This window comes from Bordetella holmesii (assembly GCF_020735985.1).
Taxonomy (GTDB): Bacteria; Pseudomonadota; Gammaproteobacteria; order Burkholderiales; family Burkholderiaceae_B; genus Bordetella; species Bordetella holmesii.
Window position 1 is genome coordinate 1,520,096 of sequence record NZ_CP085973.1, and the last position, 14,773, is coordinate 1,534,868.

Genomic DNA, 14,773 nt, shown 5'->3' on the forward strand with positions numbered 1-14,773 from the left:
TTTACTAGGAACTCACCATGTGTGGAATCGTCGGGGTCATCGGGCGCGGGCCGGTCAACCAGCTGCTCTATGACAGCCTGCTGTTGTTGCAGCACCGAGGCCAGGACGCCTCGGGCATCGCAACGATGCACGGCAATCAATTCAATATGTACAAGGCTCACGGCCTTGTGCGCGACGTCTTCCGCACGCGCAACATGCGGGCGTTGCCCGGCACCAGCGGGGTAGGGCAGGTTCGCTACCCCACAGCCGGCTCCAGCGCCAGCGAAGAAGAGGCGCAGCCCTTCTATGTGAATGCTCCTTTTGGCATCATGTTCGCGCACAACGGCAACCTGACCAACTGGCGCGAGTTGCGCGAGTCGCTCTACCGTGTAGACCGTCGTCATATCAACACCAATTCGGATTCCGAGGTATTGCTCAATGTGCTGGCCCACGAGCTGCAATCGGCCGCCAGCGGCGTGTCTCTGGACGATGATGCGATCTTTCGCGCTGTGTCGGCCCTGCATCGTCGGGTGCGCGGCGCCTACGCCGTCGTGGCGCAGATTTCCGGCTACGGTATGCTGGCCTTCCGTGATCCGCACGGCATCCGTCCGCTCTGTATCGGTCGGCAGGAAACTGACGAGGGCGTCGAGTGGATGGTCGCCTCCGAGTCCGTCGCCCTGGAGGGCAGTGGTTTCAGCTTCGTGCGTGATGTCCAGCCCGGGGAAGCGATTTTCGTCGACCTGGACGGCCGCATGGCCAGCCGCCAATGCGCCGAGAATGCCGAGCTGGTGCCTTGCATTTTCGAGTATGTCTACTTTGCCCGTCCGGACTCGATGATCGACGGCGTGTCGGTCTACGATGCCCGCCTGCGCATGGGCGAATATCTGGCTGACAAGGTAGCGCGCAATATGCGTCTGGGCGATATCGACGTGGTCATGCCCATTCCGGACTCCTCGCGCCCGGCCGCCATGCAATTGGCCGCGCGTCTGAATCTCGATTACCGCGAAGGCCTGATCAAGAACCGCTACGTTGGCCGCACCTTCATCATGCCGGGTCAGGCCGTACGCCGTAAGTCCGTGCGCCAGAAGCTCAATGCCATCGGCATGGAGTTCAAGGGCAAAAACGTACTGCTGGTCGATGACTCGATCGTCCGCGGCACGACCAGCCGCGAGATCGTCGATATGGCGCGAGCCGCCGGGGCCAACAAGGTGTATTTCGCCTCGGCCGCGCCGCCGGTGCGTTTCCCGAATGTGTACGGCATCGACATGCCGACTCAGAAGGAGCTTATCGCCACCGGCCGCAGCGACGAGGAAATCGCGCGCGCCATTGGTACCGATTCGCTCGTCTATCAGGATCTGCACGACATGCAGCAAGCCGTGCGTGACATCAACCCGGCACTCAAGCGTTTCGAGGCCTCATGCTTCGATGGCGAGTACATCACCGGTGACATCACGGCCGAGTATCTCGCGCGCCTGGGTCAATCGCGTGAGACGTCGGCGGGAGAAGATCTGGCTGGTGGTCTGCAGTTCAATATGGGCTACGCTGCCAACGACGTGTGAGTTCGTCGGGCCCCCAAAAAAGGTCGGATCGGCATCCGCCTTTTTGAGGGGGGTCGTCCATGGCGGGTGCTGTTTTTGAGGCGGGCCGGATTCAGCTGCGGTTGCGCAACGTCGGCACCGCCATGAAAAACAGCACCACGAACAAGGCCAGACTCCAGATCGCGTATTCGAGGCCCAATAGACTGACCACGGCGTCCATGCACGTGGCATAAATTCCGAAGACCGAGGGCAGGGCGCCATCCAGTCCGGTGGCCGTGATGAAACGGTCGGCAAAAGTCTGGTCGCAGGACAGCATCTTGGCGGCCACGCTGTATTGATACCAGGCCGCCGCCACGCCGCAGGCGGCCAGTACGGCGCACAGCCCACCGCCCACGCGGGCAGCCAGCGGGGGGGGGCATACGCGGCAACCAGCGCGATCACGCCTATGCACAGGTAGATGAGCCGTTGCAGCACGCACCAGGCGCAGGGCATCATGTCGAAAGCATACTGGGATAGCAGCGCCATGGCGATGGCACCGAAGCTAAACAGCGCAATGAGCAGCAGCAGTCGTCGGCGGGCAGTGGAGGCGTTCATGAGGGATTCATCCTTATAGTTTTGGCGCAGGTATCGCCAGCGCGGATTGGGCAAGCATGGCCAGCAGAAGTTCGCGGGCGCCGTCCCAGAAAATCTGTACGCCCAGGCACAGCATGATGAACGCCGACATACGCATAAAGACGGCCGTGCCGTTTTCGCCCAGCCGGTGCAGGATCTGCGCGGCAAAACGCAGGCAGACATACAGTGTGAGCGAAACCACCATCACCCCGGGCAGCGAGCCGCCGAGTCGCAACAGGCTCACGAGCCGGTCATCGTCGCTGAGAGTGGCGCCCACGGTAATAGCGGCGGCGATGGACCCCGGGCCGCATGTGATGGGAAAGGTCAGCGGATAAAAGGCGCGGGCCTGGGCGGTTTCATTGGTAAAGGGTTCGGCCATGCGCGCTATCCGGCCGGAATCGCCATCGGCCGAGTTGACCAGGCGCCATGCGCTGTAGATGACAAGGATGCCGCCGCCCACGCGCACAATCGCCAGCGAGATGCCGAAGAAACTCAGCACGACGTTGCCGGCCACCATGGCCACGATCAGCATGGCCGCCACATTGACGGCCACCCGTTTTGCCAGCGCGCTGCGCGTCGAGTTCGAGGCGCCGGTGGTCATCGTCCAGAAAATCGGGGCGATGGCCGGGGGGTTCAGAAAGGGCAGCAGGGTCGCCAACGTAAACAAAAAGCTGCGACCCAGGATCAAAGCATAGTCGGTATACGCCATATGCCAGGCAGCTGAGAAAAAAGCCGATTGTATGCGCTTTGCTGGCTCTCAAGCCGCCTTTTGTTGGGGCTCTTCGCCCGCCAGCGCATCCAGTACGGCATGCTCGAACTGCATCTGGGTGCGGGGGCGTTCGAGCACGGAGCCGGAAATGACAAAAACGTCCTCGACCCGATCGCCCAATGTCATGACCTTCGCCATGATGAGGTCGACGCCATTTTCGGCAAACACCTTGGCCAGGGCATACAGCAGGCCGGCACGATCGGTGGCCGTGACCGACAGGCGCCAGGATTGGCTGCGTTCGTCGGGGTGCAGTTCAGCCTGGGGCATGACAGGAAACACGCGCGACAGGCGTGATTGCCGATTGCGGTGATAGCCGTGCGAGCGCGCCAGCGGTGTGTCACCGCGCGCCTGGCGCAGCCTTGCGGCGAGCTCGTGCTCGACCAGGGCGGCTTGAGCGCGTAAATCAGACAGGGGCTCGGTTGGCAGCACGATAAAACTGTCGAGCGCCCAGCCCTGCCGCGTCGTATGGATGCGTGCGTCCTGGATGCTGAAAGCCTTGCCGTCAAAATAGCCGCAGGTATTCATGAAAAGATCCGGAGTGTCCCGGGTGTACACCATGATCTGCAGCCCGGCGCCCTCTTCGGTCGGACGCACCTTGACCACGGCCTCTTCAGGTTGCACCTGATAGTAGAGATACCGGGTGTGCCAGGCGATTTCTGAGGCGTCGTGGCGCAGGAAGTACGCAACGTCGAGCTGTTTCCAGAAGGCGTCGCGGGCATCGTCGCGCAGACCCGCCAGGCGTAACAGCCGGGCGGCTTCTTCCTTGCGCTCGGCCAGCACCGTGTGGGCATCTTGCGCGCCGCCCAGCGCCGTGAGCGTCAGGCGGTACAGATCCTCGAGCAGCTTGCCTTTCCAGGCATTCCAGACTTTGGGTCTGGTGCCGCGGATATCCGCCACCGTCAGAAGGTAGAGTGCGCTCAGATGCCGCTCATCCTTGACCTGGCGCGCAAAGTCATTGATGACATCCGGGTCGGAGAGGTCGCGCTTCTGGGCCACCGCGGACATCAGCAAATGCTGCCGCACCAGAAACTCGACCAGTTCGGCGTCTTCCGGACTCAGGCCGTGCTCGTGGGCGAAACGCCGGACATCGCGCGCGCCGAGCTCCGAGTGATCGCCTCCACGGCCCTTGGCGATGTCGTGAAAGAGCGCCGCCACATAAAGCAGCCAGTGCCGATCCATGCCGGCCATGACCTGGCTGGCCGTGGGATACTCCAGCGCATGCTCAGGCATGGTGAAGCGGCGCAGATTACGGATGACGGCCAGTGTGTGCTGATCGACCGTGTAGACATGGAAGAGATCATGCTGCATTTGCCCGACGATGCGGCGGAATACGGGCAGATAGCGCGGCAGAATATTGAGCATGGTCATGCGGCGCAGCTCATGCACGATGCCGCGCGGCTGCTGCAGGATCTGCAGGAAAAGCCGGCGATTGACAGGGTTGCGGCGGAACTGGGCGTCGATGCGGTGGCGCGAATGCCAGATCGCGCGCAGCGTACGGGCCGACATGCCGGTCAGTTCGGGGTGCTGCTGCATGATGAGGAAGGCGCGCAGCAACAACGTGGGATTGCGCTCGAAACAGTCCTCGCGAACGATGTCGAGCCGCTCGTGCAAGTTGCGGAAGTCTTCATCGATGGGCCGCGCGTCGCTGTCGGGGCGGGGAAGCAGCCTTTCCTCGATGTTTTGCACCAGTATGGCGTTTAGCTGGGTCACCAGACGCGCCGCCCAATAATAACGCTGCATCAACAGTTCGCTGGCGCGACGAGTAACCGTGGAGCTGATGCCGTAGATTTCCGCCAGGGCGGGTTGCAGATCGAACAGCAACCTGTCTTCGCGCCGGCCGGTGAGCAGATGCAGCTCGATGCGCAGCCGCTTGAATGCCTGCTCGGCACGCCGCAAGTCGCGTGCTTCCGAGGTGGTCAGCAGCCCGGCCTTGGCCACCGCGCGCCAATTGCGGCCGAAGCCTGCGGCGCGCGCCATCCACAAAATGACCTGCAGATCCCGCAGCCCGCCCGGAGATTCTTTGCTGTTGGGCTCCAGAGCATAGGGCGTGTCCTGATAGCGGGTGTGGCGTTGCTGCATCTCGACGCGCTTGGCCTGAAAAAAAGCGCGGGCGTCCAGGCGCGCGGCCATGGCGGCTTCGAACTGTTTCATCAGGTTGCGGCTGCCCGCTAGCCAGCGCGACTCCAGCAGTGCGGTTTCGACGGTGATGTCGGCGCAGGCTTCGGCCTCGCAATCGGCCAGGGTGCGCACGCTGTGGCCCGGCTCAAGCCCCAGATCCCAGAGCGCCGCGACCAGGGTTTCGATCGCCTCGGCGGCAGCGCCGGCAGGGGCGTGGGGCAGCAGGATGAGCAAATCCACGTCCGAGTGGGGATAGAGTTCCCCGCGCCCATATCCACCCACAGCAGCCAGCGTGGCGCCGGGCGGCAACGGACATAGCTTGAGCAACTCGCGCAGCGCATGGTCGACAATGCGGCGCAATTCGCCCAGCAAGGTGTCGGGACGGTGGTGGTGGCGGAAATCGGCCACCGCCGCCGCTCTCGCGGCCTGCATGCGTTCCTTGATGGGAAGAAGATCAATCGGAGTCATGCAGGGCCTGCGAGTGCCTGAAGGGGTCAGATAGCCGGGACGATAACCGTGTCCGGAACGAAAGCGGGAGGGCGGGGCATGTTCGGCGAAATGGTCAGCACTTCACAGCCGGTATCGGTGACGCAAATAGCGTGTTCCCATTGCGCCGACAGGCTGTGGTCGCGCGTGACCACCGTCCAGCCATCGGCCAGTTGGCGGATCTCACGCCTTCCAGCGTTGATCATGGGCTCGATCGTAAAGAGCATGCCCGTCTGCAGCTTCACGCCCGAGCCAGGCTTGCCATAATGCAGCACCTGCGGGTCCTCGTGAAAGCGTTGGCCGATGCCGTGGCCGCAGAACTCGCGCACCACGGAAAATCCCTGCGCCTCGGCATACTTCTGGATTGCATGGCCGACATCGCCCAGCGTGGCGCCATTGCGCACGGCCGAGATGCCTTTCCACATGCATTCGAAGGTGATGTCGGTCAGCCGGCGGGCCAGGATGCTGGGCTCGCCCACGTAATACATCCGGCTCGTGTCGCCAAACCATCCATCTTTAATGATGGTGACGTCGATATTTAATACGTCCCCATTTTTTAACGCCTTTTCCCCCGGGATGCCATGGCAGACTTGATGGTTGACCGAGGTACAGATGGCACCCGGAAACGGCGGGTAGCCGGGCGGGGCGTAACCGACGGTGGCGGATTTCACCTTGAGCTCGTCGGTCAGATAGTGCAGGGCCAACTTGTCGAGTTCGCCCGTGGTCACCCCGGGTTTGACGTGCGGAGTGAGGAAGTCGAGAATCTTGGCGGCGTCCTGGCAGGCCGCGCGCATCTTGGCCAGATCGGCCTGGTCGGTAACTATGCCCATGTATCAGCTTGAGTATCGGCTCGGAAAAATAGTAGAATTATAGGCTTGCCTAGAGAAGCGCGCCTGACTTGGATTGTCGCTTGGCCTGGTTGCGACATAGCTTGGTGCCGGTTAGTGCCGCAAACGACGCATAAATCTTAGCGTTATTTGCGGGCTTATCGCACAGCTTGTTCATTTGCCAGTGTTAGTGCGTGTTGCGATGCTCTGGGGCTGTCATGGTGATTGGATTTGCCTGCCGTTGCGAAGGAACGGGCCAGGTGGGTTGGATCAGCGCACAGGCCAGAAACCGCAACTAGCCAAGGTGCTAGCGCCGGATTCGCTTTTTGCGTTTTGGCGCTGCGTCAGGTGGCAAGAGTGATGCGGTGATTTAGGTCAAGTAGTAGTAAAACAGAAATCGGGCGCAATGGGCGCGGCGCAAGCTGCTTCCATAAAGTTTCGATCACGTTTTTGAGCGGCGGTGCAGGCGCGGTGTGGGCGCCCGGTCTAAGTTCGGTGGGTTGCTAACGCCCGACGAAATGCCCCGGGACCTGATTCCAGGATGCCGGATTCCGCCGCCGACGAAACGGTTCGGGCTAGCCATGGCCAAGCGCCATGCCGGTCGTCTGGGTTTGTCGTGTGCGTTTCGGGGTGTCCCGGATGTGGCATGATCGGCCGACCCGTTTTCTGCAAATTATTCTGTCTGGCAATGGAGCCAGCCAGGAAATCGCGCGTCTAGCCACCCAGGGTGCCGGTGATCCGGTGCAGGCGAGACGCAAGACCCAACCCTCGGAGATAGTTATGTCCCTTATGCGCGAAATGCTCGAAGCCGGTGTCCACTTCGGCCACCAGACCCGTTACTGGAACCCGAAGATGGCTCCGTACATCTTCGGCCACCGCAACAAGATTCACATCATCAACCTGGAACAAACCGTCGGCAAGTTCCAGGAAGCCACCAAGTTCGTCAAGCAGATCGCTGCCCGCGGCGGCAACGTGCTGTTCGTCGGCACCAAGCGCGCCGCCCGTGAACTGGTCGCTGCTGAAGCCCAGCGTTGCGGCATGCCCTATGTCGACGCCCGCTGGCTGGGTGGCATGCTGACCAACTTCAAGACCGTCAAGAGCTCGATCAAGCGCTTGAAGGACATGGAAGTCATGGTCGCTGACGGCAGCGTCGAGCGCCTGACCAAGAAGGAAGGCCTGCTGTTCCAGCGCGAACTGGACAAACTGAACAAGTCGATCGGCGGCATCAAGGACATGAACGGTCTGCCCGATGCGCTGTTCGTCATCGACGTCGGCTACCACAAGATTGCTGTTGCCGAAGCTCGCACGCTGGGTATCCCGGTCGTGGCCGTGGTTGATACCAACCACTCGCCCGATGGCGTGGATTACATCATCCCCGGCAACGACGACTCGGCCCGCGCCATCGAACTGTACGCCAAGGGCATGGCCGACGCCGTGCTGGAAGGCCGCGAACAAAATCTGAACGGTCTGGTCGAAGAGATCGCTGAAGGTCAGGAAGAGTTCGTCGAAGTGCAAGAAGGCCAAGCCTGATGCACGGAGCCGCCGGTTGAAACATCCGGCGGCGATCATGCCGAGGCGGGCTCCCGCCTCAGGCCCGGCGCGAGTCGCCGGGCGTCACAACGAATCAAACCATATGCCCCGGTCCTTCCGGGGCATGTCATAGCGAATTGGAGCAAACATGGCTGAAATTACCGCCGCCCTGGTCAAGGAACTGCGCGAAAAGACCGATGCGCCCATGATGGAGTGCAAGAAGGCTCTGACGGAAGCCGACGGCGATCTGGCCCGTGCGGAAGAGATCCTGCGCGTCAAGCTGGGCAACAAGGCCAGCAAGGCAGCTTCCCGTGTGACCGCCGAGGGCCTGATCGGTCTGTTCATCTCCGCGGATGGCAAGCAAGGCGCCGTCATCGAAGTGAACTGCGAAACCGACTTCGTTGCCAAGAACCCGGATTTTGTCGCGTTCGTCAACAAGCTGGCCGAGCTGGTTGCCACGCAGAACCCCGCCGACGTCGCCGCGCTGTCGGCGCTGCCCTTCGGTGAAGGCACCATCGAAACCACCCGTACGGCTCTGGTCGGCAAGATTGGCGAGAACATCTCCATCCGCCGCTTCCAGCGCATCGACACCCCGGACGCGCTGGCCAGCTATGTGCACGGCGGCCGCATCGGTGTTCTGGTCGAGTACGCCGGAGCCGAAGAAGTGGGCAAGGATCTGGCCATGCACATTGCCGCGACCAAACCCAAGGCCTTGAACGCCGACGGCGTATCGGCCGACGACATCGCCACCGAGCGTTCGGTGGCCGAGCAGAAGGCTGCCGAGTCCGGCAAGCCGGCTGAAATCGTCGCCAAGATGGTCGAAGGCTCGGTGCAGAAGTTCCTGAAGGAAGTCACGCTGATGTCTCAGCCTTTCGTCAAGAATGACAAGCAAACGGTCGAGCAGATGCTCAAAGAAAAGGGCGCATCGATCAAGCAATTCGTTCTGTACGTCGTTGGTGAAGGCATCGAGAAGAAGACCACCGATTTTGCCGCCGAAGTCGCCGCTGCCGCAGCTGGCCGCGCCTGAAGCTCAAATTAGTGCCTAAGGGCCGGCGCATAGGGGCCAAATCCTCTGTGACCGGCCTATTTCTTGTCTTACACTTTCGTCGGATCGTTTCTCGGGATATCACCTATGAGCAGCAGACCATATAAACGGGTTCTTCTCAAACTTTCCGGCGAGGCGCTGATGGGCGAAGATGCCTTCGGTATCAATCGCTCCACCATCGTCCGCATGACCGATGAGATCGCCGAAGTCGCCGCCACAGGCGTCGAGCTGGCCATTGTCATCGGTGGTGGCAACATCTTCCGTGGGGTCGCCCCGGGTGCGCAGGGCATGGACCGCGCCACCGCCGACTACATGGGCATGATGGCCACGATCATGAACGCGCTTGCGCTGCAAGATGCGTTAAAGCACAAAGGGGTGGATACCCGCGTGCAATCGGCCTTGAACATCGATCAGGTCGTCGAACCCTATATTCGTCCCAAGGCATTGCGCTACCTCGAAGAGGGCAAGGTCGTCATTTTTGCCGCCGGCACGGGCAACCCGTTCTTCACGACGGATACCGCCGCCGCGTTGCGCGGTGCGGAGATCGGCGCGGAGATTGTCCTGAAGGCCACCAAGGTCGACGGCATCTACAGCGCGGATCCCAACAAAGATCCGACGGCCACGCGCTATGCTCGCATCAGCTTTGATGAAGCCATCGTGCGCCGCCTGGAAGTCATGGATGCCACAGCCTTTGCGCTGTGTCGCGACCAGAAATTGCCTATCAAGGTGTTTTCGATCAACAAATCCGGCGCGCTCAAGCGCGTGGTCGGAGGCGAAGACGAAGGCACGCTGGTGCACGTTTAAAAAAGGAAAGATCATGAGCCTCGCAGATATTCGTAAATCGGCCGAGACCAGGATGAGCAAGTCGCTCGATACGCTCAAGACCAACCTGGCCAAGATCCGCACCGGCCGTGCCCATACCGGCATTCTGGATCATGTCCAGGTGGAGTACTACGGCTCGCCCGTGCCGGTGGGGCAGGTCGCCAACGTCAACCTGATCGACGCCCGCACCATCAGCGTGCAGCCGTACGAAAAGCATATGGGCAGCGCGATCGAAAAGGCCATCCGTGACTCCGATCTGGGCCTGAACCCCGTGTCCATGGGTGACTCCATTCGGGTGCCGATGCCGGCGCTGACTGAAGAGCGTCGTCGCGATCTGACCAAGGTCGTGCGCAGCGAAGGCGAGGACGCCAAGGTCGCCATCCGCAACCTGCGTCGCGAGGCCAACGAAGGCCTCAAGAAGCTGGTCAAGGACAAGGAGATCTCCGAGGACGACGAGCGTCGCGCCCAGGACGACGTCCAGAAGTTGACCGACCGCGCCGTGGCCGACATCGACAAGATGGTCACGCAGAAAGAAGCGGAAATCATGACCGTCTAAGCAGGGAACCGGCCCGGTCGCGCATTTGCGCTCGGGCCGTTTTTCAAGGACGATGATGTTTTGCGCACGCCACTGTCGTGCCGCTGCCAGGTCCGGCAGGGGCGAGGAATAGGGGCGGCGCTGGTTTTTCAAGGCCTCGGTTGCTGCCGAGCAGCGCGAGGCACACATTACATGGCAACAAGTTCCACCCAGGCGATTCCTGAAACCGGCGCGATTCCCCAGCACGTTGCCATCATCATGGACGGCAACGGGCGTTGGGCCACGAGTCGCCATCTGCCCCGCACCGCCGGGCATGCCAAAGGCGTGCAAGCGGTGCGGCGCGTGGTCGAGGCCTGCGGGCGCCGCGGCGTGCGCTATCTCACATTGTTTGCGTTCAGCTCCGAGAATTGGCGTCGTCCGGCCGACGAGGTTTCCCTGCTGATGCGCCTGTTCGTGCAAGCGCTCGAGCGCGAAGTCGACAAGCTCCAGGAGCAGGGCGTGCGTCTGCATGTCGTCGGAGATCTTTCGGCGTTCGAGCCCCGTCTGCAGGAGCTCATTCAGGCTGCTCAGGATCGTACGCGCGACAACGATCGCCTGCATCTGTGCGTCGCCGCCAATTACGGTGGCCGTTGGGACATTCTGCAGGCCACCCGCGCGATGCTGCAGGCCGAGCCTGATCTTGCTTTACGTCCCGCCGATGTGGACGAAGGCCGCCTGTCGCAGTATCTGTCCATGGCATGGGCGCCCGAGCCTGATCTGTTCATCCGCACAGGTGGAGAGCAGCGCATATCCAATTTCCTTATCTGGCAACTGGCGTATACCGAGCTGTTTTTCAGCGACGCGTACTGGCCTGACTTCGGCGCCGAGCATCTCGATGCCGCGTTTGCCTGGTACGGCAGCCGAGAGCGTCGCTTCGGGCGCACCAGCGCTCAACTGGCGCCCGTGCGCTGACGCCTACTAACCAATCCGAGGAGACGGTTCATGCTGGGTCAGCGTATTGTCACCGCCATAGTGCTTCTGATCATCCTGGCTGCCACATTGGTCAGTGCCAATCCGTGGTGGTTCATCGCCTTGCTGGCGCTAGGAGCCTCGTGCGCCGCCTGGGAGTGGCTGCGCCTGACGCTGCCGGCCAGCGCGCGCGTCATCGCCGTGGGCATACCCGTTCTGTTGTTCCTTGCCATGCTGTGGTTGGCCGACATCTGGATGCGGGGACAAGGCGAGGCCGTCTACGTCACTGCCAGGGCAGTCAGGGGACTGATCCCGGCAGTGGCGCTGGTCTGGCTGGTGGGAGCGTTCGCGGTGGTCTACCAGGGCCGTTCCGACGCGGATCCTGTCAGTCTGGGGTGGTCCGTGTTTGCCGTTTTTGCTGTGTTGGCGGCCTGGTCGGCGCTGGCGTTGTTTTTCTTGCTGCGTGGCCCGGTCTATGTCGTGTCCCTGCTGGCGCTGGTATGGGTGGCGGACATCGCGGCGTATTTCGCCGGCCGTGCATTCGGCAAGCGCAAGTTGGCTCCAAGGGTCAGTCCAGGTAAAACCATCGCGGGTGCGGTGGCCGGCGTTGCCGGCGCGGTCATCTGGACGGTGGGCAGCGGATACCTGCCCGGTACGTTCGGCCAGGATCTGCTGCGGCACGGTTTGGTCCTGGCGGTTCCCGCAGCGGCCTTGTTGGGCGCCATGTCTATCGTGGGCGACCTGTTCGAATCTCTGCTCAAGCGCCGCGCCGGCCGCAAGGATTCGAGCAACCTGTTGCCCGGCCATGGCGGCGTCTACGACCGCATTGACGCCGTTCTGCCAGTGGCGCCTCTTGCGCTGCTCATGTCAGGAGTGTTGTTTTGACGGGTTTTAAGCGCATCGCGGTGCTGGGGTCGACCGGTTCGATCGGCGACAGCACCTTGGATGTCATCGCACGCTATCCCGAGAATTTCGGTGTATACGCGTTGTCGGCGTTCAGCCGGATGGACAAGCTGGCGCTGCAGGCTGCCGCGACGGCGGCCGCCGTCGTGGTGGTGCCCGACGACGCTGCTGCAAATCGCTTCCGGCAGGCCTGGCCAGGCGGGGCTGCCATGCCCGACATCCGCGTCGGAGCCCAGGCGCTGGCCGATACCGCCGCCGATCCGGCTTGCGATACCGTGATGGCTGCCATCGTCGGCGCGGCCGGGCTGCCCGCCGCACTGGCGGCGGCACGGGCTGGCAAGCGGGTTCTGCTCGCCAACAAAGAGGCGCTGGTCGCGGCAGGTTCGCTCTTCATGGCGGCCATCCGCCAATCTGGCGCGGAGTTGCTACCCATCGATAGCGAGCACAACGCCATCTTCCAGTGTTTGCCGCACGGGGGGCGCGCCGATGCGCCGCTGGCGCCGGCGCCGGGAGTGCGCAAGCTCATCCTTACGGCATCGGGCGGTCCTTTCCGCTTGCGGGATCTTGCCGATCTGACCGACATTACGCCGGATCAGGCCTGCGCGCACCCCAACTGGAGCATGGGCCGCAAGATTTCGGTCGATTCGGCGACCATGCTCAACAAGGGGCTCGAAGTCATCGAGGCCCATTGGCTATTTGCCATGCCGGCCGATCGCATCGACGTCTTGATCCACCCGCAGAGTGTGGTGCACTCCATGGTCGAGTATGACGACGGTTCCGTGCTGGCTCAGATGGGGCAGCAGGATATGCGCACGCCCATCGCGTACGGCCTGGGATACCCGCAGCGTTTGGGCGCTGGTGTCAGCCCCTTGGATCTGGCCAAATGGGGCAAGCTGGAGTTCGAGACGCCCGATCTGCAGCGTTTTCCATGTCTGGCCCTGGCCTATGCCGCCATGCGCAGCGGGCAGGCCGCTTGCGTGACGCTCAACGCCGCCAATGAAGTCGCCGTCGCCGCATTTCTGGAAGGGCGTCTGCCTTACACCTGGATCCCGCGCGTCATCGAGGCGGCTCTTGAGTGGCAGGCTGGACGTCCTTCTGTTACGCTTGATCGCTTAACTGACGTACTTGATCTGGATGCTGCCGTTCGCTCGTATGCCGGCAACCTGGGTCTGGCCTGATCCGCTGGCCTGGCCGGCCTCATCGGCCCGGCTCGCGGATCCGGCACGTCGATTCCCCGCCGGGCACAATCGCCCGGTTTCGCATGGGCTCGTCTAAATGATCTTCACCCTGCTCGCCTTCGTCGTGGCGCTGGGCATCCTCATCACCTTCCACGAGCTCGGCCATTATTGGGTCGCGCGCCTGTGCGGCGTGCGTGTGCTGCGTTTCTCTGTGGGCTTTGGTCGTGTGCTGCTGCGCCGGCGCGATCGCAATGGCACGGAGTGGGCTGTGTCAGCCATTCCGCTGGGCGGCTACGTCAAAATGCAGGATGACCCACCGCCGGGGGCCTCGGCGCAGCAGGTGGCCGAGTCGTTCAACACGCAGCCGGTGGGCCGGCGCTTTGCCATTGTCGCAGCCGGGCCGGTTTTCAATCTGATTTTGGCGGTTGTCCTGTATGCCGGACTCAGCATGGTGGGTACGCAGGTGCCGGCTCCCATTCTGGGTCAACCGGCGGCCGGAACCGCGGCGGCCATGGCCGGTGTTGCCGCCGGAGATCGCATCGAAGCCGTCGACGGTCGTTCGGTCGAGTCCTGGACTGACGCACGCTGGCGGCTGTTCGATCGGCTGTCTGCCGGACAGACGGTACACCTGGACGTGCGCGCCGGCAATGGCGCTCAGCGCGCGCTGACGCTGACGTTGCCGGCCGAGCAGCAGGTCGATCCTTCCGAAGGCGATCCCGTGCAGATTTCCGGGTTGCGCCTGCAGGCGGCCAAGCCTGTGGTCCGCGGCGTGATGCCTGCCAGCGCCGGCGAGGCGGCAGGCTTGCGCGAGGGGGATCTGGTGCTGACGGCCGCTGGCCAGCCGGTGGCCGATGCCGGCGCGCTGGTGCGTGTGGTGCAGGAATACGCGGGCAAGCCGCTGGCACTGACCCTGGTACGCGATGGCGCAACGCTCGATCTGACAGTCACGCCACGTGCCGAGACGGTGCAGGGTAAGGTCATTGGGCGTATCGGCGTGCAGCTTGGCGGTGACGTGCCGATGGTGACAGAGCGCTTCGGCCCCGTTGACAGTCTCTGGCGCGGCGTACAGCGCACCTGGGACACGGCGTGGTTGTCGCTGCGCATGATGGGCCGCATGGTATTGGGGGAGGTGTCCTGGCGCAATATCAGCGGTCCGGTGACGATTGCCGATTATGCCGGCCAGACCACGCGCATCGGCCTGGAAGCTTATATTGCCTATCTTGCCTTGATCAGTATCAGCCTGGGTGTCCTGAACCTGCTTCCCATTCCTATGTTGGACGGGGGGCATCTGCTGTACTATCTCGTCGAAATTATCAGAGGCCGTCCCGTGCCCGACCGTTGGATAGACGTCGGACAGCGTGCCGGCCTTGGCTTGTTAGCGGGCCTCATGGGGTTGGCCTTGTTCAACGATTTCTCGCGCCTGTTCAGCTAGGCGCGAATCGAATAAAATCCCCCGCCATTTGCACGACCAAGGATAGCAAAG

12 protein-coding genes and 1 pseudogene are annotated in these 14,773 nt (G+C 62.5%); 9 read left to right on the forward strand and 4 right to left on the reverse strand.

Features of this window, described 5'->3' with window-relative positions:
• The first annotated feature begins 17 nt into the window (after window positions 1-17).
• Window positions 18-1,538 carry an amidophosphoribosyltransferase gene (gene purF, locus LK440_RS07220; protein WP_005013935.1) on the forward strand — a complete coding sequence of 507 codons (1,521 nt, stop codon included), beginning with the start codon at window positions 18-20 and terminating at the stop codon, window positions 1,536-1,538.
• Window positions 1,539-1,629: 91 nt separating this feature from the next.
• Here the strand turns inward: purF and LK440_RS17860 are convergent.
• The 4 genes and pseudogenes from LK440_RS17860 to map all read right to left on the reverse strand — a co-directional run bounded on the left by LK440_RS17860 (window position 1,630) and on the right by map (window position 6,332).
• Window positions 1,630-2,111, reverse strand: a pseudogene (locus LK440_RS17860) (disulfide bond formation protein B).
• 13 nt (window positions 2,112-2,124) lie between these two features.
• Window positions 2,125-2,838 (reverse strand): MarC family protein, encoded by a 714-nt coding sequence (locus LK440_RS07235; protein WP_005013932.1) that lies wholly within the window; start codon window positions 2,836-2,838, stop codon window positions 2,125-2,127.
• Window positions 2,839-2,886: 48 nt separating this feature from the next.
• Window positions 2,887-5,484 (reverse strand): [protein-PII] uridylyltransferase, encoded by a 2,598-nt coding sequence (locus tag LK440_RS07240; protein WP_005013930.1) that lies wholly within the window; start codon window positions 5,482-5,484, stop codon window positions 2,887-2,889.
• 26 nt (window positions 5,485-5,510) lie between these two features.
• Window positions 5,511-6,332, reverse strand: coding sequence for a type I methionyl aminopeptidase (map, locus tag LK440_RS07245; RefSeq protein ID WP_005013929.1), 822 nt, complete (start codon window positions 6,330-6,332; stop codon window positions 5,511-5,513).
• 777 nt (window positions 6,333-7,109) lie between these two features.
• On the opposite strand from map, the gene rpsB reads away from it, so the two are divergent.
• The 8 genes from rpsB to rseP all read left to right on the forward strand — a co-directional run bounded on the left by rpsB (window position 7,110) and on the right by rseP (window position 14,722).
• Entirely contained in the window at window positions 7,110-7,859 is a 750-nt protein-coding gene (gene rpsB, locus LK440_RS07250) for a 30S ribosomal protein S2 (protein ID WP_005013927.1), read from the forward strand.
• 148 nt (window positions 7,860-8,007) lie between these two features.
• Window positions 8,008-8,886, forward strand: coding sequence for a translation elongation factor Ts (tsf, locus tag LK440_RS07255; RefSeq protein WP_005013925.1), 879 nt, complete (start codon window positions 8,008-8,010; stop codon window positions 8,884-8,886).
• A gap of 105 nt (window positions 8,887-8,991) precedes the next feature.
• Window positions 8,992-9,708, forward strand: coding sequence for a UMP kinase (gene pyrH, locus LK440_RS07260; RefSeq protein ID WP_005013924.1), 717 nt, complete (start codon window positions 8,992-8,994; stop codon window positions 9,706-9,708).
• 13 nt (window positions 9,709-9,721) lie between these two features.
• Window positions 9,722-10,282 (forward strand): ribosome recycling factor, encoded by a 561-nt coding sequence (gene frr, locus LK440_RS07265; RefSeq protein WP_005013921.1) that lies wholly within the window; start codon window positions 9,722-9,724, stop codon window positions 10,280-10,282.
• A gap of 171 nt (window positions 10,283-10,453) precedes the next feature.
• The gene (gene uppS, locus LK440_RS07270; protein WP_005013920.1) at window positions 10,454-11,212 is read left to right on the forward strand and encodes a polyprenyl diphosphate synthase; all 759 of its coding nucleotides are present in this window, start codon (window positions 10,454-10,456) and stop codon (window positions 11,210-11,212) included.
• Window positions 11,213-11,242: 30 nt separating this feature from the next.
• The gene (locus LK440_RS07275; RefSeq protein WP_005013918.1) at window positions 11,243-12,094 is read left to right on the forward strand and encodes a phosphatidate cytidylyltransferase; all 852 of its coding nucleotides are present in this window, start codon (window positions 11,243-11,245) and stop codon (window positions 12,092-12,094) included.
• Entirely contained in the window at window positions 12,091-13,290 is a 1,200-nt protein-coding gene (locus tag LK440_RS07280) for a 1-deoxy-D-xylulose-5-phosphate reductoisomerase (RefSeq protein WP_005013916.1), read from the forward strand. Before LK440_RS07275 ends, LK440_RS07280 begins: the two co-directional genes overlap by 4 nt.
• A gap of 97 nt (window positions 13,291-13,387) precedes the next feature.
• Entirely contained in the window at window positions 13,388-14,722 is a 1,335-nt protein-coding gene (gene rseP / locus LK440_RS07285) for an RIP metalloprotease RseP (RefSeq protein ID WP_005013914.1), read from the forward strand.
• The last annotated feature ends 51 nt before the right edge of the window (window positions 14,723-14,773 follow it).